General features: G+C 63.9%; 24 protein-coding genes. 12 read left to right on the top strand and 12 right to left on the bottom strand.

Going from position 1 to position 26,608, the window contains the following annotated elements; genetic code table 11:
• Positions 1–10: 10 nt before the first annotated feature.
• From BPHY_RS11350 to BPHY_RS11370, 5 genes are all read right to left on the bottom strand, one after another.
• A complete protein-coding gene (locus BPHY_RS11350) occupies positions 11–1,339 on the bottom strand; it encodes a sulfate adenylyltransferase subunit 1 (RefSeq protein ID WP_012401612.1) in 1,329 nt (442 codons plus the stop codon).
• Between the two features lie 25 nt (positions 1,340–1,364).
• Complete coding sequence (cysD, locus tag BPHY_RS11355) at positions 1,365–2,327, bottom strand: sulfate adenylyltransferase subunit CysD (RefSeq protein WP_012401613.1); 963 nt, start codon at positions 2,325–2,327, stop codon at positions 1,365–1,367.
• A gap of 105 nt (positions 2,328–2,432) precedes the next feature.
• The gene (locus tag BPHY_RS11360; RefSeq protein ID WP_012401614.1) at positions 2,433–3,173 is read right to left on the bottom strand and encodes a phosphoadenylyl-sulfate reductase; all 741 of its coding nucleotides are present in this window, start codon (positions 3,171–3,173) and stop codon (positions 2,433–2,435) included.
• Entirely contained in the window at positions 3,170–3,715 is a 546-nt protein-coding gene (locus BPHY_RS11365; protein WP_012401615.1) for a DUF934 domain-containing protein, read from the bottom strand. Before BPHY_RS11365 ends, BPHY_RS11360 begins: the two co-directional genes overlap by 4 nt.
• A gap of 18 nt (positions 3,716–3,733) precedes the next feature.
• Positions 3,734–5,413, bottom strand: coding sequence for a nitrite/sulfite reductase (locus tag BPHY_RS11370; protein WP_012401616.1), 1,680 nt, complete (start codon positions 5,411–5,413; stop codon positions 3,734–3,736).
• Positions 5,414–5,650: 237 nt separating this feature from the next.
• Here BPHY_RS11370 and BPHY_RS11375 point away from each other — a divergent pair, with 237 nt between their 5' ends.
• Positions 5,651–6,592 carry a CysB family HTH-type transcriptional regulator gene (locus BPHY_RS11375; RefSeq protein WP_012401617.1) on the top strand — a complete coding sequence of 314 codons (942 nt, stop codon included), beginning with the start codon at positions 5,651–5,653 and terminating at the stop codon, positions 6,590–6,592.
• A 101-nt stretch (positions 6,593–6,693) separates the two neighbouring features.
• The gene (locus BPHY_RS11380; RefSeq protein WP_012401618.1) at positions 6,694–7,881 is read left to right on the top strand and encodes an ABC transporter substrate-binding protein; all 1,188 of its coding nucleotides are present in this window, start codon (positions 6,694–6,696) and stop codon (positions 7,879–7,881) included.
• Between the two features lie 48 nt (positions 7,882–7,929).
• On the opposite strand, the gene BPHY_RS11385 is transcribed toward BPHY_RS11380, so the two are convergent.
• A complete protein-coding gene (locus tag BPHY_RS11385; RefSeq protein ID WP_012401619.1) occupies positions 7,930–9,318 on the bottom strand; it encodes a glycosyltransferase family protein in 1,389 nt (462 codons plus the stop codon).
• A 183-nt stretch (positions 9,319–9,501) separates the two neighbouring features.
• On the opposite strand from BPHY_RS11385, the gene BPHY_RS11390 reads away from it, so the two are divergent.
• The gene (locus BPHY_RS11390; RefSeq protein ID WP_012401620.1) at positions 9,502–9,759 is read left to right on the top strand and encodes a hypothetical protein; all 258 of its coding nucleotides are present in this window, start codon (positions 9,502–9,504) and stop codon (positions 9,757–9,759) included.
• Positions 9,760–9,774: 15 nt separating this feature from the next.
• Here the strand turns inward: BPHY_RS11390 and BPHY_RS11395 are convergent, their stop codons facing one another.
• The 6 genes from BPHY_RS11395 to BPHY_RS11420 form a co-directional block, all read right to left on the bottom strand.
• Entirely contained in the window at positions 9,775–10,920 is a 1,146-nt protein-coding gene (locus BPHY_RS11395; protein ID WP_012401621.1) for a Gfo/Idh/MocA family protein, read from the bottom strand.
• Positions 10,921–10,994: 74 nt separating this feature from the next.
• Complete coding sequence (locus tag BPHY_RS11400; RefSeq protein WP_012401622.1) at positions 10,995–12,044, bottom strand: sugar phosphate isomerase/epimerase family protein; 1,050 nt, start codon at positions 12,042–12,044, stop codon at positions 10,995–10,997.
• An 82-nt stretch (positions 12,045–12,126) separates the two neighbouring features.
• Positions 12,127–13,092, bottom strand: a complete 966-nt coding sequence (locus BPHY_RS11405; RefSeq protein ID WP_012401623.1) for a substrate-binding domain-containing protein — start codon at positions 13,090–13,092, stop codon at positions 12,127–12,129.
• Between the two features lie 198 nt (positions 13,093–13,290).
• Positions 13,291–14,304, bottom strand: coding sequence for an ABC transporter permease (locus BPHY_RS11410; RefSeq protein WP_012401624.1), 1,014 nt, complete (start codon positions 14,302–14,304; stop codon positions 13,291–13,293).
• Positions 14,285–15,772, bottom strand: a complete 1,488-nt coding sequence (locus tag BPHY_RS11415) for a sugar ABC transporter ATP-binding protein (protein ID WP_012401625.1) — start codon at positions 15,770–15,772, stop codon at positions 14,285–14,287. The genes BPHY_RS11410 and BPHY_RS11415 overlap by 20 nt, the downstream gene beginning before the upstream one ends.
• A gap of 12 nt (positions 15,773–15,784) precedes the next feature.
• Positions 15,785–16,801: a LacI family DNA-binding transcriptional regulator gene (locus tag BPHY_RS11420; protein ID WP_012401626.1), complete on the bottom strand. Its 1,017-nt coding sequence runs from the start codon at positions 16,799–16,801 to the stop codon at positions 15,785–15,787.
• Between the two features lie 338 nt (positions 16,802–17,139).
• Here BPHY_RS11420 and BPHY_RS11425 point away from each other — a divergent pair, with 338 nt between their 5' ends.
• The 9 genes from BPHY_RS11425 (at position 17,140) to urtE (ending at position 26,593) form a co-directional block, all read left to right on the top strand.
• Positions 17,140–17,793, top strand: a complete 654-nt coding sequence (locus tag BPHY_RS11425; protein WP_012401627.1) for a protein-L-isoaspartate O-methyltransferase family protein — start codon at positions 17,140–17,142, stop codon at positions 17,791–17,793.
• A gap of 31 nt (positions 17,794–17,824) precedes the next feature.
• Positions 17,825–18,148, top strand: coding sequence for a rhodanese-like domain-containing protein (locus tag BPHY_RS11430; protein ID WP_012401628.1), 324 nt, complete (start codon positions 17,825–17,827; stop codon positions 18,146–18,148).
• 215 nt (positions 18,149–18,363) lie between these two features.
• Positions 18,364–18,819, top strand: coding sequence for a DUF2844 domain-containing protein (locus BPHY_RS11435; protein ID WP_012401629.1), 456 nt, complete (start codon positions 18,364–18,366; stop codon positions 18,817–18,819).
• On the top strand, positions 18,816–20,306 hold the full coding sequence (locus BPHY_RS11440; RefSeq protein ID WP_012401630.1) for a DUF3443 family protein: 1,491 nt from the start codon (positions 18,816–18,818) through the stop codon (positions 20,304–20,306). The genes BPHY_RS11435 and BPHY_RS11440 overlap by 4 nt, the downstream gene beginning before the upstream one ends.
• Before the next feature lie 421 nt (positions 20,307–20,727).
• Entirely contained in the window at positions 20,728–22,029 is a 1,302-nt protein-coding gene (gene urtA / locus BPHY_RS11450) for an urea ABC transporter substrate-binding protein (RefSeq protein ID WP_012401632.1), read from the top strand.
• A 113-nt stretch (positions 22,030–22,142) separates the two neighbouring features.
• Positions 22,143–23,774, top strand: a complete 1,632-nt coding sequence (gene urtB / locus BPHY_RS11455) for an urea ABC transporter permease subunit UrtB (protein WP_012401633.1) — start codon at positions 22,143–22,145, stop codon at positions 23,772–23,774.
• 1 nt (position 23,775) lies between these two features.
• Positions 23,776–24,972 carry an urea ABC transporter permease subunit UrtC gene (urtC, locus tag BPHY_RS11460; RefSeq protein ID WP_012401634.1) on the top strand — a complete coding sequence of 399 codons (1,197 nt, stop codon included), beginning with the start codon at positions 23,776–23,778 and terminating at the stop codon, positions 24,970–24,972.
• The gene (urtD, locus tag BPHY_RS11465; protein WP_012401635.1) at positions 24,969–25,832 is read left to right on the top strand and encodes an urea ABC transporter ATP-binding protein UrtD; all 864 of its coding nucleotides are present in this window, start codon (positions 24,969–24,971) and stop codon (positions 25,830–25,832) included. The genes urtC and urtD overlap by 4 nt, the downstream gene beginning before the upstream one ends.
• Before the next feature lie 68 nt (positions 25,833–25,900).
• Positions 25,901–26,593, top strand: coding sequence for an urea ABC transporter ATP-binding subunit UrtE (urtE, locus tag BPHY_RS11470; protein WP_012401636.1), 693 nt, complete (start codon positions 25,901–25,903; stop codon positions 26,591–26,593).
• Positions 26,594–26,608: the final 15 nt, after the last annotated feature.

The following is a 26,608-nucleotide window of genomic DNA, read 5'->3' on the forward strand; positions in this document are numbered from 1 at the left end:
TTCAAATGCTTCAGGCGAAAACCGAACGGATCATGCCCGCCGCAACCGTGTGATGGGTCGCTTCGTCGATCAGCACAAAGGCGCCCGTGCCCGGATGCGCGTCGTACTCGTCCGCGACGATCGGCTTTTGCAGCGTCAGCGACACGCGGCCGATATCGTTCATCGCCAGTTCGTGGCGGTCCGTCGCGTGCGACAACGTGTGCACGTCCAGTACCTGCTGGATACCGCCGACACGCGCAAACACCGTGTTCGTGGTCTGCTTCAGCAGATACTTGCGAGCCGTCGACAGCGGCGTCTCGTCGAACCAGCACAGGTCCGCTTCGAGCTTTTTGGCCGGCTGCACAGGGTCGGAAGCGAGCACGAACGTATCGCCGCGCGACACATCGACGTCTTCCGCGAGACGGAGCGTGACCGTCTGGCCCGCGAACGCGCGGTCCACTTGCGCCGTGCCGCCCGGCACGGGCGCGATGATCTCAGCGACGGTCGCCGTGCGGTTTGCCGGCAGCACGACGATCGAATCGCCGAGCTTCACTTCGCCCGATTCGATGCGGCCCATGTAGCCGCGGAAATCGTCGGCCTGGCTGCCGTCCTGGCGCGCGACCCATTGCACCGGGAAACGCAGCGCTTCATGCGTCGCTGTATCGACGGGCAGTGCCTCCAGCACGTCGAGCAGCGGCTCGCCCGCATACCACGGCATGCGTTCGCTCGCCGTCACGATGTTGTCGCCCTTCAGGGCCGACACGGGCACGAAGCGCACATCGCTCAAACCGAGTTGGCGTGCCAGCGCGACATACGCATCGCGAATCTCGTTGAAGCGTGCTTCGCTGTACTCGACGAGATCCATCTTGTTGATCGCGACGATCACGTGCTGCAAGCCGAGCAGCTTCACGATCGCGCTGTGGCGCTTGGTTTGCGGCAGCAGTTGCGCTTCGTCGTTCTCGAACGTGACGCGCGTCGCGTCGACAAGAATGATGGCCGCGTGCGCCGTCGACGCGCCCGTTACCATATTGCGCGTGTACTGCTCGTGGCCCGGCGTGTCGGCGATGATGAACTTGCGCCTGGCCGTCGCGAAGTAGCGATACGCGACATCGATCGTGATGCCCTGCTCGCGCTCGGCTTCGAGGCCGTCCGTGAGCAGCGACAGGTCGATTTCGTCGCCGACCGTGCGCTTGTTCTTCGCGCGCGACAGCGCCGACAGCTGATCCGACAGCACGGCCTTGCTGTCGTACAGCAGCCTGCCGATCAGCGTGCTCTTGCCGTCGTCGACGCTGCCTGCCGTGATGAAACGAAGCACGCCGAGGTCTTCAGGTTGATGCGCGGGTTGCTCAATGCGGCTCATGTTGACTCTTTCCTCTGCGTGCTCTTTAGAAATAACCTTGCTTCTTGCGCTGTTCCATCGCTGCTTCCGACGTCTGGTCGTCCATGCGCGTCGCGCCACGTTCCGTGATTTCCGTCACGGCCGTTTCGGCGATGATCTTTTCGACATCGTCCGCATCGCTTTCAACCGGGCACGTGCAACTGATATCGCCCACCGTGCGGAAGCGCACCAGCGCCTGTTCGCTCGACTCGCCTTCGCGGATCGGCGTGAGCGGCGTCACGGGCACGAGCAGGCCGTTGCGGCGTACGATCTCGCGCTTGTGCGCGTAGTAGATGGACGGCAGTTCGAGGTTCTCGCGGGCGATGTATTGCCACACATCGAGTTCCGTCCAGTTCGAGATCGGGAACACGCGCAGATGCTCGCCCTGATGCAGACGCGCGTTATAGAGGCTCCACAGTTCCGGGCGCTGCGCCTTTGGATCCCACTGGCCGAACTCGTCGCGGAACGAAAAGATGCGCTCTTTCGCGCGCGCCTTTTCTTCGTCGCGGCGCGCACCGCCGATCATCGCCGTGTAGCCGTATTGCTCGATAGTTTCGAGCAGCGTGACGGCTTGCGCCGCGTTGCGCGAGTCCGTTTCGCGACGCAGACGCACGGTGCCGCGCTTGATCGAATCTTCGACGTGACCGACCACCAGTTGCGCACCGATCTCTTGCGCGCGGCGATCGCGGAAGTCGATCACTTCATCGTAGTTGTGACCCGTGTCGATGTGCACGAGCGGGAACGGCAGCTGCGTCTTGCGGTTCGCGCCGAGGCCGAATGCCTTCAACGCGAGCGCCAGCACGACGACGGAGTCCTTGCCGCCCGAAAACAGCAGCGCGGGCTTGCTGCATTCGGCGACGAGTTCGCGCAGGATGTGAATCGACTCGGCCTCAAGCCAGTCGAGGTGATCCATCCGGTTCGCCGTCACGGACAGCGGTGCGTTGAGATTCGAATCGAGCGTCGTGCTCATGTTTGGGTCCTTCGTTGGTTCGTGTCGCATGGTCGGGCTCTCACCCGATGCATGCGACACGTAAAGATTCAATCGAAATCTGCGTCGTCGGCGTGGGGATGCACATCAGGCCGAGGCGTTCTCGCCGATCACCGTCACCGGGATCGTCGTAATGTGCAAACCGCATTCCTTCGTGTCGCGCGATTCCCACCACCAGCGCCCTGCCCGGCTGTCTTCGCCAGGGCGCACGGCCCGCGTGCACGGCTCGCAGCCGATGCTCGGATAGCCGCGTGCATGCAGCGGATTCACGGGCACGTCGAACGCCTTCAGGTAAGCCCATACGTCGGCTTCCGTCCAGTCGGCGAGCGGGTTGTACTTCGCGATGTTGCGCGCGCCGTCGTGCTCTTCCTCGTGCAGTTCCGCACGCGTCACCGACTGCTCGCGACGCTGACCGGTGACCCATGCGCCGACGTCGGCAAGCGCGCGGTTCAGCGGCTCGACCTTGCGGATTTCGCAGCACCGCTTGCGCAGGTCGATGCTTTCGTAGAACGCATTCAAGCCATGCTGCGCGACGTATTCGTCGACCGCGGCCGCTTGCGGATGAAACTGTTCGATGTCGTATCCATAGCGTTCGCGCACGCGCTCGATCATACCGAGCGTTTCCGCATGAAGGCGACCCGTATTAAGGGAGAAGATGCCAATCTTGACGCCGCGGGACAGAATTGCGTGCGTCAGCAGCATGTCTTCGGCTGCGAGGCTGCTGGCGAACTTGACCGCCTCGTGACGCTGGCCGATCGTATCGAGCAGCGCGTCGAGACGCTCGATCTTCGCCTGAAGCTCGGGCGTGAGAGCGGCAGCGTCCGTCATGCCGTGGCCTTTTGCGCAGCAGCGGCCGCTTCGCGCCGACGGAACAGCGGCGACGGATCGTCGAACGCACCCTGGTATTGCACGGTGAATTCGGTGAATGCCTTCAGCGCGTCGTTGAGATCCTTGTCCGCACGCAGCGCGTACGCGTTGAAACCACAACGCTCGTAGAAGCGGATCTGGTCGCGCAGCACGTCGCCGATCGCGCGAATCTCGCCCTTGTAGCCATAGCGTTCGCGCAACAGGCGCGCCGTGCTGTAGCCGCGGCCGTCGCGGAATACGGGGAAGTCGACTGCGATCAGCGCGAGCTTGTCGAAGTCGGCGACGATGTCGACGGGTTCGCTGTCCGGCGCGAGCCACACGCCGATTTCCTGCACGCCGCGCGAGGCCGTCAGTTCGTCCCGCGAGGCTTGCCACAATGCGAGGGGAACAATGATCTTGCCGGCAGGCAAGGCGCTCACTTCGGGCAGCGCGCCGTCTGCGGCTGCGCGCACAACCGTGAAGTCGTCGTTGACGATTGCGCGGTCCTTGATAATCGATGCCATCTGTTTGATCCCTTGCCGTTACGCGTGAGCCGGTTGACGCGATGCGTACACGCGTTCCTTGAACGGTGCGATGCCGATGCGGTTGTACGTGTCGATGAAGCGTTCGCCGTCGATGCGGTGCTCGACGAACGTGTCGATCACCTTCGACACCACGTCCGGCATTTCTTCCGCCGAGAACGACGGGCCGATCACACGGCCGAGCTTCGCGCCGTCCACGCCCGTGCCCTGCTCGCCGCCGAGCGACACCTGATACCACTCGGAGCCGTCCTTGTCGACGCCCAGCACGCCGATGTTGCCGACGTGGTGGTGGCCGCACGAGTTCATGCAGCCCGAGATGTTCAGCGACAGGTCGCCAAGGTCGTGCACGAAGTCCGCGTTGTCGAAGCGCTCCTGGATGGCTTGCGCAATGGGGATCGACTTCGCATTCGCGAGCGAGCAGAAATCGCCGCCCGGGCACGCGATGATGTCGGTCAACAGGCCGATGTTGGGCGTTGCGAAACCCTGCGCCTTCGCCTGCTCCCACAGCGCGTACAGGTCGCGCTTCTTGACGTTCGCGAGAATCAGATTCTGTTCGTGCGACACGCGGATCTCGCCGAGCGAATACTGGTCCGCCCAGTCGGCGACGGCTTCCATCTGCGTGTCCGTTGCATCGCCCGGCGCGATGTCGCGCGGCTTCAGCGAGATCGTCACCGACGCATAGCCCGACACGCGATGCGGGCGCACATTGCGCTCGACCCAGCGCGCGAACGGCCTGCTTTCGAGCAGATGCTTTTCGAACGAAGCATCCGTGTCCGGCAGCTTTTCATACACGGGCGGCGCAAAGTATTGCTCCACGCGCGCAACTTCGGCTTCCGTCAGCGTCGACGGGCCGTCCTTCAGATGCTGCCATTCCTCTTCGACCTGCTGCGCGAACTTCTCGGGCGACAGCGCCTTCACGAGAATCTTGATGCGCGCCTTGTACAGGTTGTCGCGGCGGCCATAGCGGTTGTACACGCGCAGCACGGCTTCGCAATAGGTCAGCAGATGCTGCCACGGCAGGTCTTGCTTGATGATCGCGCCGATGATCGGCGTACGGCCGAGACCGCCGCCCGCCAGAATGCTCGCGACGACTTCGCCCGCTGCGTTCTTCTTCAGATAGACGCCGAGGTCGTGGATCTGCACGGCCGCGCGGTCTTCCTTCGTGCCGGACACGGCAATCTTGAACTTGCGCGGCAGCCATGCGAACTCGGGGTGGAACGTCGACCATTGGCGCAAGATTTCCGCCCACGGACGCGGATCGACGATTTCGTCGGGCGCGACGCCCGCGAACTGATCGGCCGTGATGTTGCGGATGCAGTTACCCGACGTCTGGATGCCGTGCATCTGGACGGACGCGAGCTTGCGCAGGATTTCAGGCGTGTCCTCGAGCTGGATCCAGTTGTACTGGATATTGGAGCGCGTCGAGAAATGGCCGTAGCCACGGTCGTGCTCGCGCGCAATGGTCGCAAGCATGCGCAGTTGATCGCTGCGCAGGTTGCCGTACGGAATCGCGATGCGGTGCATGTACGCGTGGCGCTGCATGTACAGGCCATTCTGCAGACGCAGCGGACGGAACTCTTCTTCGCTCAATTCGCCCGACAGGCGGCGACGAACCTGGTCGGCGTACTGCGCGACGCGTTCATCGACGATGGTCTGGTCGTACTGATCGTATTGGTACATTCGGTGACCCCAGGGTTTGTGTTCGTCTCACACGACGTGGCGTTCCGGTTACGCCACGCCTCGGATTCTTCTAGCCAGTCAGCTTTGAGTGCGCTGGCAGCATGCCGTTTAGACGCATCTCTTATTTGCTAATGACAAAAACAGATATCCATATTGGAAAAACTGGACAAATCGTAATAAACTCGCCTTATATTTCAAACGACTAAAAAATTCTTTTGATATGCGGCGAGGTTATATATGAACCTGCATCAGTTCCGCTTCGTGCGCGAGGCCGTGCGACAGAATTTCAACCTGACCGAGGCCGCGAAAGCGCTGTATACAAGCCAGCCTGGCGTCTCCAAGGCGATCATCGAGCTGGAAGACGAGCTGGGCGTCGAAATCTTCACACGGCACGGCAAGCGCGTGCGCTCCCTGACGGAGCCGGGGCGGATCATTCTGGCGTCCGTCGAACGGATCCTGCAGGAAGTGGAGAGCCTCAAGCGGGTCGGTAAAGATTACGCGGCGCAGGACCAGGGCAATCTGGTGATCGCTGCAACCCACACGCAGGCGCGCTATTCGCTGCCCGCCGCGATCGCCGAGTTCAAGAAGCGCTTTCCCAAGGTGCATCTGTCGATTCTGCAAGGCAGCCCGACCCAGGTCGCCGAACTGGTGTTGCACGATCAGGCGGACGTGGCGATCGCGACGGAAGCGATCTCGACCTATAAGGAACTGGTGTCGTTGCCGTGCTTCACCTGGCACCATCTGGCCGTGATGCCCGCCGATCACCCCTTGCTGGAGCGCAAACAGCTGTCGCTCGACGATCTGACCCAATACCCGCTGATTACTTACGATAACGCGTTCGCCGGCCGCACCAAGATCAATGACGCGTTCCGCCTGCGCGGGCTGCATCCCGACATCGTGCTCGAAGCGATTGACGCGGACGTGATCAAGACCTACGTGGAACTGGGGCTGGGCGTCGGCATCATGGCCGACATCGCGTTCAACGCCGAGCGCGACCGCCATCTGCGCGCGATGCCCGTCGGGCACCTGTTCGGCAGCAACGTGACACGCGTCGCGCTCAAGCATGGCGCGTATCTGCGCAGCTATGTGTATACGCTCGTCGAACTGCTGTCGCCGAACCTGAACCGTCGATTGATCGAGCAGGCGCTCAAGGGCGAGCACGAAACGTATGAGCTTTGAGTTTTTTGATTCGCTATAACAACAGCCACCACCGCTGCGTCGGCCGAACTGCTCTAGCCGAACCGCTTTGGCCAAACCGTTACCGCCAGGAGATCGATCGCATGTCGTCGCACCCCAAGAAGAACAAACTGAGCAGCACCTTGCGCCGCTTCACGCGCGCCGCCGCGATCGGCGCGCTGTTCGGCGCCGCCGCCGCGCACGCGGACATCAAGGTCGGCATCGACCTGTCGAGCACGGGGCCCGCCGCCGCAATCGGCATCACGAGCAAGAACGCGATGCTGATGTGGCCGAAGACGATTGCCGGACGGCCGGCGCAATACATCGTGCTCGACGACGGCTCCGATCCGGGCGCGGCCGTGCGCAACATCCGCAAGCTGATCAACGAAGATCATGTCGACGTGGTCGTCGGCCCGAACATCACGCCCGCAGCGCTCGCCGCGCTCGATCCCGTCGCCGAAAGCCAGACGCCGATGATCACGCTGATCGGCTCCGCAAGCGTGGTCGAGCCGCAGGAAGGCAAGAAGATCTGGGCGTTCAAGATGGCGCAGACGGACAGCGCGATGGCCGACGTGATGACGCGCTACATGTCGAACCACAACGTGAAGACGGTCGGCTTCATCGGCTTCGCGGACAGCTATGGCGACAGCTGGCTCAACGAGTTCACGAAGTTCGCGGCGCTGCGCCACATTCAGGTGATCGCGACCGAGCGCTTCAATCGCACGGACGCGAGCGTCACGGGCCAGATACTCAAGCTGATGGCGGCGAAGCCCGATGCGGTGCTGATCGCGGGTGCGGGCACGCCAACCGTGCTGCCGCAGCGCACGCTCGTCGAGCGCGGCTATAAAGGCGCGATCTATCAGACGCACGGCATCGCAACGCCGGAGTTCATCAAGCTCGGCGGCAAGGATGTCGAAGGCACGCTGTTTCCGACGCAGCCCGTCGTCGTCGCACGCACGCTGCCCGCCGATCATCCCGCGAAGAAGGCCGCGCTGGCTTTCGTCGACGCGTATGAAAAGCAATATGGACCCAACACGGTCACGCAGTTCGCGGGCGATGCCGCAGGCGTCTATCCGCGTCTGCAGGATGCCGTTGCGCGCGCGTTGAAGACGGCGCAGCCGGGCACGCCGGAGTTTCGCGCGGCGCTGCGCACAGAGCTCGAGCATGCCCATGAACTCGTGGTGCCGAACGGCGTCGTGAATACGAGCGCGAAGGACCACGTCGGCCTCGACCAGCGGGCGAGCGTAATGGGCGTCATCAAGGGCGGGAAGTTCACTTACCTCAGCCAGTGAGCGCTGCCCGTCCGGTCTGGCAAGGGGCGCGGTCTGCCGCCCCAGTTCTCACGACAGAAACGCCACCGCCTCGTCGATCACGTTGCGCCAGTCGCCCATCAACGTCTGGCGCAGCAGCTTGACATGCTCCATCCACGGCGAGCGGTCGCCTTCCACGCCCCAGCGCCATTCGCTCGTCAGATTCAGCGGCACGACGGTCAGCTTGCCGAGCATCGCGCTCAGGTTCGCGACGCTCGAGTCGACGGCGACGACGGCGTCCATCTGCTCGATGCACGCGGCCGTTTCTGCGAACGTCCTGATACCCGGCTCGTACACGCTGATGTTGCCCGACGGCATCCCCGCGAAGCGCTGCGCAGCAGGATGATGCAGGCTCACGAAATGCCGCTTCGCTGCCACGGACGGGTGAGTCACGAGATGATTCACTTCCGTCAGCGGCAAACTGCGCCGGATCGCCGAACAGCGCATCACCGCGCCAACTTCATGCGCATGCCGCTGATTGCAGTCCCAGAAAATGCCGATCAGCGATTTGCCCGGCTGCGCCGCGCGCAGATCCCGCGCCCATGCGGCAGCCGTCTCGCGCTCGCCCTCGGGCGCGCGCAGATACGCCGGGAAGAACGGCGACGGCAGCGACGCCTGCTGCGCGGCCAGCAACGGCAGATGCAGCAGCGTTGCGTACAGATCGGGCGCGAACGCGCGTACCTCGTTCGCCAGGGCGTCCGGCAACGGCTCGTCACGTCGCAACGGACGCGGTGCGCTCACGACTCGGCAGCCGGGCAGCGACGCCTGCAATAGCGGATGCAGATGAACATCGCAGGTGAGCATCAACTCGGCGCCCGCCGCGCGCCACTGCGATACGCCTGCGAACAGCAGACACTGATCGCCGAAACCCAACTGATGTGCGATCAGCACGCGCTTGCCGCGCAGATCGCGCTCGCCCGACCACACGGGAATGCCGGCAGGCCGGTAACTGCCCGTGTCGCCGCAATTGCGGGCGAGCCACTGCTCGAAGCCCGCCGGGCGCGACGTGCGCAGCAAGGCCTCGCCGTACAGATGCCCGGCCTTCTGCGCGAACCATTCGCCATCGGCGGCGGCCTGCTGCCACGCGCCGTGCAGCATGGGAATGCCGCGCTCGGTATCGCCGGACATCACGAGGCTCTGGCCGAGGCTCATCCTGTAATAGGCAGGCCGCCACGGCAGCGCGGCATGCTTGCGCCATGTCGCGACGGCATCGAAATGCCGGCCGAGCAGCGTCAGCGCATGCGCGTGCCAGTCCACGAAGTGGAGATCGCGCGGCTCGATCGCGAGCGCACGCTCGGTGTACGGCAGCACTTCGTCGTCGCGCATGTCTTCGAGCAGTGCAACGCAGACGGCGCGCAACCGTTCGATGTCGTCGGGCGCATGGGCAAGCGCATCGAGCGCGTCCTGGAGTGAAGGCATGGCGAGTATCGCTTCGAAGTTCTACACAACGCTGCTGGCGCAGCGCGACATGATGGGAGGGCTGAACGGCCAGTGAACGGCCAATGAGCGGCCAATGAGCGGCCGACGACCGGCGGGCGAGTATACGTCGTAGAATCGTGCAGCGATCTCAAAAACCTCAAGCGCTGCACGGCAGCACCCATCATGCGCACGACCCGAGCCATCCACGCCGTCGAACGGCTGAAGACCCGCAGCGGCAATCCTCGCTTTGCGGCGATCAGTCTGTCGGGCGGACTGTTCTATCTCGTCGACAGATCGAGCGGCGCGGACCAGAAGGTGTCCGATCCGCTGCCGCTCGACGCGTTCGTCAAATTCGTCGACGACTACGGCCCGAAAAAGCCGCGCAAGGCCAGCAAGCTCGACCTGGCATTCGAAGAACAGATCAGACGCAGCAAGCGCTGAATCCGTGCGCGGGCGTCAGCCGTTCTTCACGCGTGAATACACAAGCGTTGCGTGGCTTTCGAAGACGGCATCGATGAAACGCAGACCTGCGACGCCGTCATCGACGGTCGTCAGCAAACGGCTTTCGGGCGGCACGGGTACGCCCGCGTCGATCGCTTCGATCTGCCGCGCCGCGTCCTTGTAAAGCTGCGCGAACGCTTCGAGATACCCTTCGGGATGCCCTGGCGGCACGCGCGTCGCATCTCGCGCGACCGCGCTGTCGACGCGCCCGCGCGTGAGCCGTTGCGTCGCGCCGCCCAACGGCGTGAACAGCAGTTCGTTCGGGTTCTCCTGATCGAACGCGATGCCCGCTTTCGTCCCATGGACACGCAAACGCAGCGCGTTTTCCGCGCCGCTCGCGACCTGGCTCGCCCACAACATGCCGCGCGCGCCGTTCTCATAGCGCAGCATCGCCTGAATATGGTCGTCGACCTGACGGCCCGCGACGAACGTATGCAATTCGGCGGCAATCTCAATGGGCAGCATGCCCGTCGCAAACGCGGCGAGGTGGTAGGCATGCGTGCCGATGTCGCCGAGACACCCCGCGCGCCCTGCCTGCTTCGGATCGGTGCGCCATGCCGCCTGGCGGTTGTCGCCCGCGAGTTCAATCGGCTTCGCGAGCCAGTCCTGCGCATATTCGACCTGCACGACGCGCACCTCGCCGATCTCGCCCGCCTCGACGAGTTCGCGCGCATGGCGCGCCATCGGATAGCCGGAGTAGGTATGCGTCAGAGCAAAGAGCCGCTTCTTGTCGCGCGCGAGTTGCGCGAGCGCTTCGCCCTCTTCGAGCGTCATTGCCAGCGGCTTGTCGCAGATCACGTGGATGCCGGCATTGAGGAATGCCGTCGCCACGGGCGCATGCAAATGGTTGGGCGTGACGATCGACACCGCGTCGATGCCGTCGTCGCGTGCGGCTTCGGCGCGGGCCATCTCGTCCCAGCTCGCGTAGCTGCGCGCGACGCCGATCTCGTCGGCGCTGGCGTGCGCACGCTGAGGGTCGGACGACAACGCGGCCGCCACCAGCTCGAAGCGATCGTCGATGCGCGCCGCGATTCGGTGCACCGCACCGATGAACGCCCCCTGACCGCCGCCGACCATGCCCAGCCTGAGTCTTCGTTTCATTGCGATCTGCTCCTGTTCGACGTGCTGAACCTGTTGAACGTGCTGGACGCGCTGGACGTGTTCGGCTGCGCGCCTCAGAGCCCGAGCACGCGTTTCAATTGGGCCTGATCCGCGCCGCTGCCCGCGAAGTCGTCGAAAGCATGCGCGGCCACGCGGATGATGTGTCGACGGATGAACTCCGCGCCTTCACGCGCGCCGTCTTCGGGATGCTTCAGCGCGCACTCCCATTCGAGAACCGCCCAGCCCGGAAAATCGTACTGCGCCATCTTCGAGAAGATCGCGCCGAAATCGATCTGCCCGTCGCCTGGCGAGCGGAACCGTCCCGCGCGCTCGACCCAGCCGCTATAGCCGCCATACACGCCTTGCCGCCCATCGGGACGAAACTCGGCGTCCTTCACGTGGAAGGCCTTGATGCGCTCGTGGTAGATATCGATGAACGCGAGGTAGTCGAGCTGCTGCAACACGAAGTGACTCGGATCGAACAGGATGTTCGCGCGTGTGTGGTTTTTCACGGCGGCGAGAAAGCGTTCGAAAGTCACGCCGTCGTGCAGATCCTCGCCTGGATGCAGTTCGTAGCACACGTCGATGCCCGCTGTGTCGAACACATCGAGAATGGGCGTCCAGCGGCGCGCGAGCTCGTCGAATGCGGCTTCGACCAGACCCGCGGGACGTTGCGGCCACGGATAGATATACGGCCACGCGAGCGCGCCCGAAAACGTCGCATGCGTCGTGAGACCGAGACGTGCGGATGCCTGCGCGGCCCACTTCAGCTGCTGCACGGCCCATTCGGTGCGCGCGGCGGGATTGCCGCGCACATGCGGCGCGGCAAACCCGTCGAACAGCACGTCATACGCCGGATGCACGGCGACGAGCTGACCTTGCAGATGCGTCGACAACTCGGTGATGGCGACACCTGCATCGGCGACCACGCCGAGCAGATCGTCGCAGTACGCCTGACTCGATGCCGCCTGTTCGAGATCGACGAGGCGCGGATCGGCGGGCACCTGAATGCCCTTGAATCCGAGCCCCGCCGCCCACCGTGCGAGATGGGCGAGGTTGTCGAACGGTGCATCGGCTCCCATGAACTGCGCGAGAAAAATCGCGGGCCCTTTGATCGTTTTCATCGTGCTGCTCCATGTGATGAATGGGCTACGTCGGGAAAGCGCCGCGCTTCGCGCGTGTCGACGCGAAGCGCAACGAGCGCGATCAGAACGGCGAGTCCGGGAAGTAGAAGTCCTTCGCGTTTTCCTTCGTGATCAGCACGGACGGGATGATCGTCGTCGGCGGCAGTTTGTCGCCTTTGAGGCGCGCCTCGGCCGTCAGCTTGATCGCGTCGTAGATGAACTTCGGCGAGTACGACACATCGGCCTTGATGAGCGGCGCGCCGTCCATCACGTTCTTGACCATGCCCTTCGAGCCGGCGCCGCCGAACACGATCTTGATGTCGCTGCGTTTGGCCTGGTCGATCGCCTTCATCACGCCGACGGCCATGTCGTCGTCGGCGGCCCAGACGGCGTCGATGTGCTTGAAGCGGGTCAGGTAGTCCTGCATGACCTTGAAGGCGTCGTCACGGTTCCAGTTCGCGTATTTCGCGTCGAGGATCCTGATGTTCGGATAGGCCTTGAGCACGCCGGTGAAGGCATTCCAGCGCTCGTTGTCGAGCGTGGTGGGAATGCCGCGCAGCGCGACGATGTCGCCTTTGCCGTCGAGCGCTTTTGCCAGATATTCGGCGGGGATCTTGCCGAACGCGGTGTTGTCGCCGGCGACGTACGCGTCCTGAGCGCTCGTGTCGGTGAGGCCACGATCGACGACCGTCACGTAGACGCCCTTCTTTTTCACCTGCGCAACGGGTTGCGTGAGCGACGCCGATTCATACGGGAAGATCACGAGCGCGTTGATCTTGTTGACGGTCACGAGGTCTTGCAGCTGGTTCGCCTGTTCCGGCGCATTGGCGGCTGTCTTCACGATGACTTTCAGGTCGGGGTGGGCTTTTTCCAGATCGGCTTTAGCCTTGTTCGCCCACCAGACGATGCCGCCTGTGAAACCGTGATCGGCGGTGGGGATGGCGACGCCGACGGTTACTTTTTCGTCGGCGCGGGCCGCTGTCGCAGCGAGAGTCGAGATGCCTAGCGCCAGCATGCCGGCGCCGACGGCGCGAATGATCCTGTTCATGGTTCTTGTCTCCTGTTTTTCGTCAATGATTTGCCGAACTGCTGTTTTTGCCACGCTATTACCGGCATCCGCGCGTTCCTTCGTACTTCAGGCGTCGCCCCGCACGGGAGCCGCGCATGAACTACCCACTCGCGGATGCCAGCCAGAACCGAAAACACGAAAACCCAAACAGCGGCTGCGTCGCAGACCAAAAAGCGTCTAGCGCCGCCCACGCTGCAAAAACGCGACAACGATGATCACCACACCCTGCACGGCAGCATTCAGATAAACACTAATGATGCTAGTGAGATTAAGAATATTAGCGATCACAGAGAGCAGCACAGCACCGATAACGGTACCGACAACCCGCCCCTCACCGCCCTTGAGCGCGGTGCCCCCCACAACGACAGCGGCAATCGCTTCGAGCTCCCAGAGCAGACCCGTAGTAGGCGTCGCAGATCCAAGCCTCGGCACATACAGCACGGTGGCCACACCGACACAAACCCCAAGCAGGACATACGTCACGATCTTGACGGTATCGACGCGAATCGCGGCATATCTTGCGACCTGTTCGTTCGAGCCGATCGCCTGTACATGACGACCAAACGCCGTGCGATTGAGAATGAGCGCACCGCCTGCAGCAACACAGAGAAAAACCCAGATCGGCACAGGCACGCCGAACAGACTCGCGTAATAGACAGGCCCGTACAGGTCGGCAAGATTGTTATCCAGCGTCAACGCGCCGCCATCGGCCAGCCACGTCAGCACCGCGCGAAAGATCCCCAACGTGCCCAACGTGACGATGAACGGCTCGATGCGCCCTTTGGTGATGAGCAAGCCATGCGCACACCCAAACGCGCCACCGAGCACGAAGGCACTGGCTATGCCGATCAGAACAATCGTCAAAGGCGCGAACGCATGCCCGCCCGGCGAGGCAGCAAGCGCATTCATCAACCAGATCATGCTGCCCGCAATCAGCGCCGCCATCGACCCGACCGACAAATCGATGCCGCCCGAAATAATCACGAACGTCATGCCGACAGCAATGATCCCGATGAACGACGTGCGCGTGAGCACGTTCATCATGTTGTCGACGGTGGCGAAATCGCGATTGAGCAGCGTGCCCGCGATGCACAGCACGACCAGGCCCGCAAGCGGACCCAGCCCGTGCAGACGATGCGCAAGCCGCATCGCGCGCCCTGCCGGCGCGGCGTCAGTGTGTGCCCGTTGCATGAGCGATCAACTCCTCTTCGGTCAGATGGCCGAGACCGAGCGTCGCCTGCAGGCGGCCCGCGCGCATCACCGCGACGCGATGGCATAGCCCGATCAGCTCGATCAGTTCGGACGAGATGACGACGACGGCGCGCCCTTCGGCAGCGAGCCGGTGAATCAGAAAATAGATGTCGCGTTTCGCGCCGATATCGACGCCGCGCGTCGGCTCATCGAGCACGATCACATTCGGGTTCGGCTGCAGGAACTTGGCAAGCGCGAGCTTCTGCTGGTTGCCGCCCGACAGCATGCGCGCGCGGCTGCCCAGATCGCCGGTGCGAATGCCAAATTCGCGCACGGCTCGCGTCAATGCCTCGCGTCCCGCCTTCATGTCGAGCAACGGATGCGCATAGCGTTCGAGCGTCATCAGCGTGAGGTTGTCCTGCAGGCTCAGGTTCACGTGCAAGCCCTTGCCCTTGCGGTCTTCGCTCAGATACGTGAGACCGCGCCGCATCGCATCGCGCGGGCTGTGCAGATCGGCCTTGCGTCCGGCGATCTCGATCGTGCCCGCCGTGCGCTTGCGCAATCCGATGATCGCCTCGAACGCCTCCGTGCGTCCCGCGCCGACCAGTCCCGCGAAGCCGAAGACCTCGCCCGCGCGCACCTCGAAGCTCAGGTCGTCGACCCACTCGGGCACGGCCAGATTGCGCACGCGCAGCGCGATGGGCGCCTCGTCCGCAGGCAGCGTCTTGTCGGGGAACATGTCGGACAGTTCGCGCCCGACCATCAGATTCGCCATCTGCTGCCGCGCAAGCAAGGCCGTCTCGCTGCGCGCGACGAAGCGGCCGTCGCGCATCACGATCACTTCGTCGGTGATGTGCTCGACTTCATCGAGCTTGTGCGAGATGTAGACGATCGTCACGCCGTCGGACTTGAGCTTGCGCATCAGCGCGAAGAGGCGCTCGGTTTCCGACGGCGTAAGCGTTGCCGTCGGCTCGTCCATGATCAGCAGCCGCGCACGCCGCGACAGCGCCTTCGCAATCTCGACCATCTGCTTTTCCGCGACGATCAGATCGCGCACCTTCGTATCCGGATGCTTGTGCAGTCCGACCTGTTCCAGATAACGCGTCGCCTCAATGCGCATCGCCGTGTCGTCGACGAACAGGCCCTTGCGTTTCTCGTGGCCGAGGTACATGTTCTGCCCGATCGTCAGATGTTCGGCGAGGTTGAACTCCTGGTGAATCAGCACGATGCCCGCCGCTTCCGCCTCGCGCGAACCGTCGAACCGCTGCGCGTGGCCGTCGACCAGCACCGTGCCTTCCGTCGCCGTTTCGTAGCCCGCGAGAATCTTCATCAGCGTCGACTTGCCCGCGCCGTTCTCGCCGAGCAACCCATAGATGCGCCCCGGCGCGAGATCGAAGCTCACGCCGTGTAGCACGCGCACCGGGCCGAAATCTTTGCGGACATCGTCGAAACGCACGGCGAGGCTCATCGCGGCTTCCCCTCAAGCGCTCTGTCTGACGACAAGCCGATGCGGCAGAAGCACGCCCGGCACGTTTTCGTTCCGATTCGCGAGCCGCTGCAACAGCAGACGCGCAGCCGTTTCGCCAAGCTCGCGCATCGGCTGCGCGATCGTCGTGAGCGGCGGATCGATCTGCGCGGCCAGCGAGATATCGTCGAAGCCGACGACGGCCACGTCGTGCGGCACACGCTTGCCGACGCGGCGCAAGCCGCTCATCACGCCGATGGCAAGCGTGTCGGATACGGCGAACACGGCCGTCGGCGCGTCGGCATACGTCATCAGCAGCGCGGCGGCCGACGCGCCCGCTTCATAGTCGAGGCTGTTCACGTTGATGCGCCAGCGCTCGTCGGGCGCAATGCCGGCGTCCCGCAGCGCGTCCATATAGCCTTGCTGACGCTGCTGCGCGTAAAGGTAGTGATCGTCGGAATTGATCAGCGCAACGCGCCGGTGGCCGCGCGCGAGCAGATGGCGCACGGCGTCGCCCGCTGCGCGGTAGTTGTCGATGCCGACGTACGGCACGCCGACCGACGAATCGAATTCGCAGCACGCGACCCACGGCAGCGCGTTCGATTCCTCAGCGAGCGCCTGCTGCACGGTGGCGGGATCCAGGCAGATCGCCCCGTCCGCGCGGCGGCGGCGCAGCAGGTCGAAATAGCTGCGCTCGCGGCCCGGATCGGCACCCGTGTCGCAGAGCAGCATGAAATAGCCGTGCTGGCGCGCGACGAAATCGATTCCCCGTATCACTTCCGCGTAGAACGGGTTGCCGACGTCGGGCACCATCGTCAGCAACAGGCGGCTTTCGGCCGTGCGCAGGTTGCGCGCGAGTTCGTTCACCCGGTAGCCGCTCGTCGCGACAGCGGTCAGCACCTTGTCGCGCGTTTCCGGGCGCACGTTCGAATGGCCGTTCAGCACGCGCGACACCGTGGCGACGGACACACCCGCCCGTTGCGCCACGCCCGCAATGGACAGCCCTTCCCCGCCGCGTGCACTCCCCGGCAAGTCGGGCTCAGCCGCATCGGACGACGTTGCGTGCGAGTCATGCCGAGATGTGCGCTGGGACGATGTGTCCACCGGGCTCTGCCCCCGAAATGTAATCGATTACATTCTTGGGCGACACAGCGGCGAACCGCAAGCGCTATTGCGTAGGGACTTTCACCGAGGCGCGCGTGCAACGTCGACATGGCCATCTGCAGAGGATGTGCCCGCGAGCGGGCGGCGGGCGCCGGTGGTTTGGTACAATTTCGCAGTTAACGTACAACGGGAACAACGGGAAAAGTGGCCTCTCGATACACCCGCTTGCCCACTTCCCGCGTCCCAACCACACCGCCGAATTGATCATGAACATCGAACAAGCGCGTTTCAACATGATTGAACAGCAAATCCGTCCGTGGGAAGTGCTCGACCAGGACGTGCTGAATCTGCTGTCGATCGTCAAGCGTGAGAATTTCGTGCCCGCCGCCTATCGCGAGCTGGCGTTCGTCGATTTCGAAGTTCCGCTGCCCGCCGGACAGCACATGCTCGCCCCACGCGTCGAGGCACGCGTGCTGCAGGAACTGGCGGTCAAGAAGCACGAGTCGGTGCTGGAAATCGGCGCGGGTTCGGGCTACATGGCCGCGCTCCTCGCGCACCGCGCACTGCACGTGCTGACGGTGGATATCGAGCCAGAACTGGCCGGACTCGCCAAGGCGAATCTCGCCGCGAACGGCGTGCTGAATGCCGAAGTCGCCACGGGCGACGGCGCACGCGGCTGGGCGGCTGCCGCGCCGTACGACATCATCTGCGTGTCGGGCGGCCTGCCCGTCCTGCCTCAGGAAATCCTCGAGCAACTGAAGGTCGGTGGCCGCCTCGCCGCGTTCGTCGGCACCGCGCCCGTGATGAAGGCGCAAATCATCACGCGCGTCGACGAGAAGCAGTTCCGCATCGCCGACGTGTTCGAAACCTATGTCGAACCGCTGCAGAACGCCGTGCACGCGCCGCGCTTCAAGTTCTGAGCCCTACCCTGGTTAATCCGCGAGGCTGACGATGCAAAACCTGACCGCTCCTGCTCTTGCCGAATGGCTCGCCGACAAGTCGCGCCCGACGCCCGTGCTGCTTGACGTGCGCGAGCCGTGGGAAATCGAAACGGCGAAGATCGCCGGCAGCGTGTCGATTCCGATGCGCGAAATTCCGGCGCGCAGCGAAGAACTCGATGACGACGTGCAGATCGTCTGCATCTGCCATCACGGCGCACGCAGCGCCCAGGTCGCGATGTTCCTCGAATCGCGCGGCCACAAGGACGTATTCAATCTGTACGGCGGCATCGACGCATGGTCGCGTCAGGTGGATCCGTCCGTGCCGACTTATTGAGCGCAACGGCGTTTCCTCGCTTCATGTCGGGCGCCGGCTTCAGGCCGGCGCTTTTCAATTTTTACGTCTGGTGGCGTGCCGACCCAGAGCCCGGTCGGCTATTCGAAAATGCCATCTGAAATTCGGAAATTTCCGACGTAGAACCGGACGATTACTACGTCATCCTGAAAATCCTTCGGTCAACATACGACGCTTCCTTTCAGGAGCGCAACTGTATGAAATCGATCAGGATCGTGGCGGCGATGGCATTGCTGTTGCCCGTCGTCTGCCACGCGACGCTTGGCGCAGCGCCGTCTTCATCGGCGGGCGTTCCGGCCGCGTCCGCCAGCTCGCGGGCCGCGCTGACGGCGGCGGCTTCCTCCGCGCCTTACACCATTCACGAAACGCGAACCGCCGACGGCGTCACGGTCCGCGAATATGAATCGGCGGCACATGTCGTCTTCGCGGTGACCTGGCAAGGGCCCACGCGCCCCGACATGCAGGCGCTGCTCGGCAGCTACTTTCCCGATCTGGTCGCCGCCGGACAGCGCGTCGCGCGCGGCACAGGCCCGCTGATCGCGCGAACCAGCGACCTGCAGATCGAGTCCGTCGGACATCAGGGTGCCTTCGCAGGCCGCGCCTGCGTACCGCGGCTCGTGCCCGCCAACGTCAACGTGGATGCGTTGCAATGAAAACATGGTTTCCGTGTCGCGCCTCGGCGCGGCCGCTCGTCGTCGCATTGTTCGCGACAAGCGTCGCGCTGACTGCATGTGGCGGTGGAGGCGGCAACGACAGCGGCCTGGACCCGTCTGTCAGCAATGTTGCACCTAATAAGCCGGCGGGTTCGGCGATCGCGCCTGTGCCGGCGAGTGCAGCGCCGGCAGCGAGTACGCCCGCTGCAGTGACTCCGTCGCCGGCAGTCAGCGCGCCAGCGGCAGTCACTGCGCCTTCGGCAGCCACGCCTGCGAGCGGGACGGGCACGTCGTCAGGCAGCGAGCAGGTGGCAAGCACTGGCGGCAGCAAGCCCGACAACACTGAAACGAACGATCTGCCCGCGTCTCCGCCCGTCGCCATCAACACCGTACCGATCACGGTCGACAACAAGCTCGACGCCACGATCGTCAATGCGCCCTATGTCAGCGTGACGATCTGCGTGCCGGGCGCACAAGGCCCGACGCAATGCGCGACCCTCGATCACATGTTGCTCGACACAGGCTCGTCAGGCGTACGGGTGATATCGAGCGCCCTCGGCGCCGCGCTCGCCGCACGATTGCCCGCACAAACAGGCGCCGGCAACGATCCGACGGGCAACGCAGCCCTCGCCCAATGCGCGATTTTCGCGTCGGGCTACACGTGGGGGCCGATAAGGCGCGCGGATGTGAAGATCGGCGGCGAGACGGCGAGCAACATCCCGATTCAGGTCATCGGCGACAGCGGATTCACGTGGACGCCGAATGACTGCACCGCACATGGCGCGTCCAGCATGAATGACGTCAAGACGTTGGGCGCGAAAGGGATCGTCGGCATCGGCCATCTGGCGCACGACTTCCCGCAGGCGGCACAAACAGCGCTCGCGGCCACGTACTACTACTGCCCGACGCCCTGGTCGTGCACCGCCGCGAGCGTGCCGCTCGACAGGCAGACGGCCAATCCCGTCGCCGCCTTCGCGACCGACAACAACGGCACGGTCATCCGCCTGCCCGCACTACCTGCAACGGGCGAGGCAAGCGTCACGGGCAAACTGCTGTTCGGCATCGGCACACGCGACAACAACACGTTGCCGTCGAGCGCTACGCGCCTCACCGTGACAGACCGAGGGTTGTTCACAACGAACTACAAGGGGCGCACGCTATCGAGCGTCATCGATAGCGGCTCGAACGGACTGTTCTTCGCTGATTCGACGCTGCCCGTCTTCGGAGGCTGGTACGCGCCGCCCGCCGCGCAAACGCTGAGCGCGTCGATGCTATCGAATACGGGCAATGCGCAATCGACGGCCTCGTTTGCGATCGCCGATTCGTCGAGCCTCTTCGAGCTCGGCTATGCGGCGCACGACAATCTCGGCGCACCGCTGAACAGCATGTTCATGTGGGGCTTGCCGTTCTTCTATGGGCGCAGCGTATATACGGCGCTGAGCGGCGTGCAGGCGGGACCGCAGACAGGCCCCTACGTGGCGTTCTGATCGACAGCGCATCATTCGATGCGCCAGCAACCAACGGCGGATCGGCGTGCAAGCCATCCGCCGTTTTTCATTGCATACCCCGCGCCCGTGCACAACAGCGCAGCGGCGATGCACCGGCGCCGCGCCCGCGACGCCGACGCGTCGGTTTGCACGCTCCGTTGCAGCGCGGCGCGCACCTGAACGAGGCGTGACCCTCCGCACTGCACCGCTTTCGCGCCCAACACGCATAACGGCACCTGCAAGCGCACCGCCAGCGAGCCCCGCCGTAGCAGGCGCGGCGTCCATTGAAGCATTCGATGCGTAGTTGGCATATGCCTTGCAGTATCCGGCGCGGCAAGCGCTGCACACACATAACCAGACAGGGAATGGACACACGCTGTCCGTCCGCCGCTCAACACCATCCTATGGCAAGGGGAAGCACATGAAACGTCGCAGTCTGCTGAAGCTCGGCTCCATGTCGGGCGCGCTCGCGCTCGCGGGCAAGGTTCCTTTCGCGCATGCCGATACGGGCAGCGGCCCGATCAAGGTCGGCATCCTGCACTCCCTGTCGGGCACGATGGCGATCTCGGAGACCTCGCTGAAAGACACGGCGCTGATGACGATCGCCGAAATCAATGCGAGCGGCGGCGTGATGGGCCGCAAGCTCGAGCCCGTCGTCGTCGATCCCGCATCGAACTGGCCACTGTTCGCCGAGAAAGCCCGCCAGCTGCTGACGCAAGACAAGGTCGCCTGCGTGTTCGGCTGCTGGACGTCGGTGTCGCGCAAGTCGGTGCTGCCCGTGTTCGAGGAACTGAACGGCCTGCTCTTCTATCCCGTGCAGTACGAGGGCGAAGAGATGTCGCGCAACGTGTTCTATACGGGTGCCGCGCCCAACCAGCAGGCGATTCCCGCCACCGAATACCTGATGAGCGCGGAAGGCGGCGGTGCCAAGCGCTTCTTCCTGCTCGGCACCGACTATGTGTATCCACGCACGACCAACAAGATTCTGCGCGCGTTCCTCAAGTCGAAAGGCGTGCAGGAGAGCGACATCCAGGAGGTCTACACGCCGTTCGGCCACAGCGACTATCAGACGATCGTCGCGAGCATCAAGACCTTTGCGCAGGGCGGCAAGACCTGTGTGATCTCGACGGTGAACGGCGACTCGAACGTGCCGTTCTACAAGGAACTCGGCAACCAGGGGCTGAAGGCGACGGACGTGCCCGTCGTCGCGTTTTCAGTCGGCGAGGAGGAACTGCGCGGCATCGACACGAAGCCGCTCGTCGGCAACCTCGCGGCATGGAACTACTTCATGTCGGTCAAGGGTCCATCGAACACGAAGTTCAAGGAACAGTGGGCCGGATGGGTGAAGTCGCAGAATCTGCCCGGCGGCACCAAGCGCGTGACCAACGACCCGATGGAAGCGACGTACGTGGGCATCCACATGTGGAAGCAGGCCGTTGAAAAAGCGAAGAGCACCGACGTCGACAAGGTGCGGGTCGCGATGGTCGGCCAGAAGTTCGCGGCGCCGTCGGGTTTCACGCTCGAGATGGACGGCAACCACCATCTGCACAAGCCGGTGATGATCGGCGAAGTGCGCGCGGACGGTCAGTTCAACGTCGTGTGGAAGACGAAGACGGCGATTCGCGCGCAGCCGTGGAGTCCGTATATCGCGGGCAACCAGGGCAAGCCGGATGTCGTCTCGTCGATTCCCGAGTTCCTGCGCCGCCGCTCGCGGGTGGTCTGACCCGGCCTGATCCGACTCAACGCGGCCGAGGTCATGCAACGAGCGGTGCGCCATGTGCGGGCGGCGCACCGCGCCGGCCTGCTGGTCTTGCCGATCCATTTCTCGAGCACATCATGGCGTATTCATTTTCCACGCTCGCGGCTCGCGTCGCGCTCATTGCGGCGCTGGCCACCGTCCTGCCCGCGAGTGCCTACGCACTGACGACGGGCGAAGTCGCGCCGCTTGCCGGCGACGATTTCGATGCGAAGTCGGCCGCCATCGACAAGCTGATCGCGAACCACGATGCGCCATCGCTTGCGCTGCTCAAAGCGCTCTCCGAAGACAGCGCGCTCGCCACGGATAGCGGCGAAGTGCTGATCCAGCTCGGTGATTCCTCCGGCGACACCGCACGCGACGCCGTCACGGGCAAGACCGTTGCCGCAGGCGGCGCACAACCGATAACACTGAACAACCTGTTGCGCTCGAAAGTTGCGGGCGCGCTGTCGGGCCTGCAACTCGACTCGCCCGATTCGGCGAAACGCGCCGCCGCCATCGCCGCGCTGCTGCAAAGCCCCGATCCTTCGATGAAGCCGCAGATCGACGCCGCGCGTGCAAAAGAGACCGACCCGGCGCTGAAGAAGCGCCTCGACACGCTCTGGGCGATGACGGCGCTGCACGACAGCGATGCGGCGAAACGCCTCGAAGCCGTCAAGCTCGTCGCCGCCCGGCACGATCTCGACATGTACGAACTGCTGCGCCCGCTCGTCGCAAAGAAGCCGGACGGCACATTCGTCGAAAGCGACGCTCAGGTGCGCGAGAGTGCGCAGCAAGGCATCGATGCGCTCGACTCCATTCAACGCCGCAGCGAGATTGCGGGGACGCTGTTCGCGGGACTGTCGCTCGGCAGCGTGCTGCTGCTCGCGGCGCTCGGCCTCGCCATCACCTACGGCCTGATCGGCGTGATCAACATGGCGCACGGCGAGTTTCTGATGATCGGCGCGTATGCGACGTACGTGGTGCAGAACCTCGTGCAACGATATCTTCCGGGCGCGTTCGACTGGTATCCGCTCTTCGCCGTGCCCGCTGCATTCGCGGTCGCGGCGCTCGTCGGCATCGTGCTCGAACGGCTGGTGCTGAAGCATCTGTACGGACGTCCGCTCGAAACGCTGCTCACCACCTTCGGCATCAGCCTGATCCTGATTCAGGCGACGCGCATGCTGTTCGGCGCGCAGAACGTACAGGTCGTGAATCCTTCGTGGATGAGCGGCGGCGTCACCGTGATGCAGAATCTGATCCTGCCGTACAACCGGCTCGCGATTCTCGCGTTTTCGCTGATCGTCGTCGCGACCGCGTGGGCCGTGCTGACGAAGACGCGCCTCGGGCTGTTCGTGCGAGCCGTCACGCAGAACCGCCGCATGGCGGCGTGCGTCGGCGTGAAGACCGCCTACGTCGACTCCTGTGCGTTCGCATTCGGCGCGGGCATCGCGGGGCTCGGCGGCTGCGCGCTGTCGCAGATCGGCAATGTCGGGCCGGACCTCGGGCAGAGCTATATCATCGATTCGTTCATGGCCGTCGTGCTGGGCGGCGTGGGCCAGCTGGCGGGCACGGTGATCGGCGGCTTCGGGCTCGGTCTCGTGAGCAAGGCCATCGAGCCGTTCTGGGGCGCCGTGCTCGCGAAGATCGCGGTGCTCGTGCTGATCGTCCTGTTCATCCAGAAGCGTCCGCAGGGCATGTTCGCCCTCAAGGGCCGCAGCGCGGAGGCGTGACATGACATCGGCGACATCTCATGCTTCGCCCTCCGCTTCGGGAAGCACACGCGGTATCGCGCCCGCGGGCGAACGCGAACGCCTCGAAGGTTTCGCGCTCGGCCTGCCGCCGCGCCCCGCGCTGCTGTCGCGGCGCGCGTGGCAATGTTTGATCGCACTGATCGTCGCAGTGGGACTCGGCGTGCCGTTCACGGCGCTGGTTTTGCCGCAGACGAGCGCGTTCCATCTGTCGGCGTATGCAATGACGCTCGCGGGCAAGCTGATGTGCTACGCAATCGCCGCGCTCGCGCTCGATCTCGTGTGGGGCTACTGCGGCATCCTGAGCCTCGGGCATGGTCTGTTCTTCGCGCTCGGCGGCTACGCGATCGGCATGTACCTGATGCGCGCGATCGGCCACGACGGCAAATACGGCAGCGACCTGCCCGACTTCATGGTGTTTCTCGACTGGCATCGGTTGCCGTGGTACTGGGAAGGCACGCAGCATCTCGCGTATGCGCTGTTGCTCGTCGTGCTGGTGCCGGCCGCGATCGCGTGGGTATTCGGCTTCTTCACATTTCGCTCGCGGGTGAAGGGCGTGTATCTGTCGATCATCACGCAAGCGATGACCTTTGCCGCGATGCTGCTGTTCTATCGCAACGAGACGGGGTTCGGCGGCAACAACGGCTTCACCGATTTCAAGCGCATCGCCGGCTTCCCGATCACGCACCCGGGCACGCGCACCACGCTCTTTCTGATGACGTTCGGGGTGCTGGTGCTCGCCTTCATCGGCGCACGGGCGATCGTGACGTCGAAGCTCGGGCGCGTCGTGACAGCCGTGCGCGATGGCGAGACGCGTCTGATGTTCCTCGGCTACAACCCGCTCGCCTACAAGCTGTTCGTATGGACGGTGTCCGCGGTGTTGTGCGGCATTGCGGGCGCGCTGTATGTGCCGCAGGTCGGCATCATCAATCCGGGCGAGATGTCGCCGGGCAACTCGATCGAAATGGCGATCTGGGTGGCTGTCGGCGGACGCGGCACGCTGATCGGACCGATCATCGGCGCGTTTGCGGTAAATGGCGCGAAGAGTTTTTTCACCGCGTACTTCGCGGAGTACTGGCTGTTCTTCCTGGGGCTGATCTTCGTGCTGGTGCCGTTGCTGTTGCCGAACGGGATCATGGGATTGCTCGAACTCGTCGCACGCAAGAGGAACCGCAAATGAACGAAAACCCGATGGTTCCCGATCTTGCTTTACCCGAAGAGCACGATGGCCGCGCGCTGTCCGGCGTCGCAACGATGGGCCGCGTCGTCACGCCTGGCGAGATCGACGTATCGCACGGGGCGATTCTGTATCTGGAAGACGTGACCGTTTCATTCGATGGCTTTCGCGCGTTGAATGCATTGTCGCTGTCGATCGATGTGGGCGAACTGCGCTGCATCATCGGGCCGAACGGCGCGGGCAAGACGACGATGATGGACGTAATCACGGGGAAGACCGCGCCTGATTCGGGCAAGGTGTTTCTGGGCCAGACGATCGACCTGACGCGCATGAACGAGCCGTCGATTGCCCGTGCAGGCATAGGCCGCAAGTTTCAGAAGCCGACCGTGTTCGAGCAGCATCCCGTGTGGGAGAACCTCGAGCTCGCGATGAAGACGGACAAGGGCTGGATGGCTTCGCTGCGAGCCCGGCTGGACCGTTCGGCGCAGGCGCGGATCGAAGAGACCCTGTCCTTGATTCGCCTCGAAGGCGAGGCGTTGCGGCCTGCCGGCGAGTTGTCGCATGGACAGAAGCAGCGACTCGAGATCGGGATGTTGCTGATGCAGCAACCTGCACTTGTGTTGCTCGATGAGCCTGCAGCCGGCATGACGGATGATGAGACGATGGAGTTGGCTTCATTGCTTAACCGGCTTCGCGGGTCTTGCTCGATGATGGTCGTCGAGCATGATATGGAGTTTGTGGCCGCTCTGGCGGGTGAAACCGGCAAGGTGACGGTGATGGCCGAGGGCCGGGTGCTTGCCGAAGGGTCCCTCGATGAGGTCAAGCGGGACGACGCTGTGGTTGAGAGCTACCTGGGGAGGTAGCTGTTGGGTGGTTGGCAAGTAAGGCCAGCAAAATGGCCGCCTGCCGCAAAAAGGCAAAAGGAACCGACATGCTTGAAGTAGCCAACCTGAACCAGTACTACGGCGGCAGCCACATCCTCCGAAATGTGAAGCTCACAGTGCCGGACGGCAAGCTAACCGTGCTGCTAGGCCGCAACGGCGTCGGCAAAACGACGCTATTGAGAACGCTGATGGGCGTCGTTCCCATCAAGACGGGCGAAATAACATGGCGCGACGCGCCGATAACCCGACTCGCTCCGCACGCCCGCGTTGCGCAAGGACTCGCCTACGTCCCGCAAGGCCGGGACATCTTCCCGAGACTCACAGTCGAAGAGAACCTGCTGGTCGGCGCAGCCACCAGGAAAGCACCGAAGAACATCCCGGACCGGATCTACGAACTCTTCCCCGTACTGAAGGACATGAAAGCGCGCCGCGGCGGCGACCTGTCGGGCGGCCAGCAGCAACAACTGGCCATCGGCCGCGCACTGATGAGCGAACCGCAACTGCTGATCCTCGATGAACCCACGGAAGGGATTCAACCGTCCATCATCCAGGACATCGGCAGAACGCTCAGGCAACTCGTCGAGGAAATGGGCCTCACCGTGTTGCTCGTCGAGCAGTACTACGACTTCGCGAAAGCCATCGCCGACCGTTACTGGGTGATGAGCCGCGGCGAGATCGTCGCAGGCGGCGAAGGCGCCAACATGGACAACGACGGCGTGCGCCATCTGATCGCGGTGTGAGGCCCGAAGAACGCC

This window comes from Paraburkholderia phymatum STM815 (assembly GCF_000020045.1).
Taxonomy (GTDB): Bacteria; Pseudomonadota; Gammaproteobacteria; order Burkholderiales; family Burkholderiaceae; genus Paraburkholderia; species Paraburkholderia phymatum.

Coding starts and splice junctions, on each gene's coding strand:
- BPHY_RS11350 (WP_012401612.1), bottom strand. CDS start 1,339: ATGAGCCGCATTGAGCAACCCGCGCATCAACCTGAAGACCTCGGCGTG.
- cysD (WP_012401613.1), bottom strand. CDS start 2,327: ATGAGCACGACGCTCGATTCGAATCTCAACGCACCGCTGTCCGTGACG.
- BPHY_RS11360 (WP_012401614.1), bottom strand. CDS start 3,173: ATGACGGACGCTGCCGCTCTCACGCCCGAGCTTCAGGCGAAGATCGAG.
- BPHY_RS11365 (WP_012401615.1), bottom strand. CDS start 3,715: ATGGCATCGATTATCAAGGACCGCGCAATCGTCAACGACGACTTCACG.
- BPHY_RS11370 (WP_012401616.1), bottom strand. CDS start 5,413: ATGTACCAATACGATCAGTACGACCAGACCATCGTCGATGAACGCGTC.
- BPHY_RS11375 (WP_012401617.1), top strand. CDS start 5,651: ATGAACCTGCATCAGTTCCGCTTCGTGCGCGAGGCCGTGCGACAGAAT.
- BPHY_RS11380 (WP_012401618.1), top strand. CDS start 6,694: ATGTCGTCGCACCCCAAGAAGAACAAACTGAGCAGCACCTTGCGCCGC.
- BPHY_RS11385 (WP_012401619.1), bottom strand. CDS start 9,318: ATGCCTTCACTCCAGGACGCGCTCGATGCGCTTGCCCATGCGCCCGAC.
- BPHY_RS11390 (WP_012401620.1), top strand. CDS start 9,502: ATGCGCACGACCCGAGCCATCCACGCCGTCGAACGGCTGAAGACCCGC.
- BPHY_RS11395 (WP_012401621.1), bottom strand. CDS start 10,920: ATGAAACGAAGACTCAGGCTGGGCATGGTCGGCGGCGGTCAGGGGGCG.
- BPHY_RS11400 (WP_012401622.1), bottom strand. CDS start 12,044: ATGAAAACGATCAAAGGGCCCGCGATTTTTCTCGCGCAGTTCATGGGA.
- BPHY_RS11405 (WP_012401623.1), bottom strand. CDS start 13,092: ATGAACAGGATCATTCGCGCCGTCGGCGCCGGCATGCTGGCGCTAGGC.
- BPHY_RS11410 (WP_012401624.1), bottom strand. CDS start 14,304: ATGCAACGGGCACACACTGACGCCGCGCCGGCAGGGCGCGCGATGCGG.
- BPHY_RS11415 (WP_012401625.1), bottom strand. CDS start 15,772: ATGAGCCTCGCCGTGCGTTTCGACGATGTCCGCAAAGATTTCGGCCCG.
- BPHY_RS11425 (WP_012401627.1), top strand. CDS start 17,140: ATGAACATCGAACAAGCGCGTTTCAACATGATTGAACAGCAAATCCGT.
- BPHY_RS11430 (WP_012401628.1), top strand. CDS start 17,825: ATGCAAAACCTGACCGCTCCTGCTCTTGCCGAATGGCTCGCCGACAAG.
- BPHY_RS11435 (WP_012401629.1), top strand. CDS start 18,364: ATGAAATCGATCAGGATCGTGGCGGCGATGGCATTGCTGTTGCCCGTC.
- BPHY_RS11440 (WP_012401630.1), top strand. CDS start 18,816: ATGAAAACATGGTTTCCGTGTCGCGCCTCGGCGCGGCCGCTCGTCGTC.
- urtA (WP_012401632.1), top strand. CDS start 20,728: ATGAAACGTCGCAGTCTGCTGAAGCTCGGCTCCATGTCGGGCGCGCTC.
- urtB (WP_012401633.1), top strand. CDS start 22,143: ATGGCGTATTCATTTTCCACGCTCGCGGCTCGCGTCGCGCTCATTGCG.
- urtC (WP_012401634.1), top strand. CDS start 23,776: ATGACATCGGCGACATCTCATGCTTCGCCCTCCGCTTCGGGAAGCACA.
- urtD (WP_012401635.1), top strand. CDS start 24,969: ATGAACGAAAACCCGATGGTTCCCGATCTTGCTTTACCCGAAGAGCAC.
- urtE (WP_012401636.1), top strand. CDS start 25,901: ATGCTTGAAGTAGCCAACCTGAACCAGTACTACGGCGGCAGCCACATC.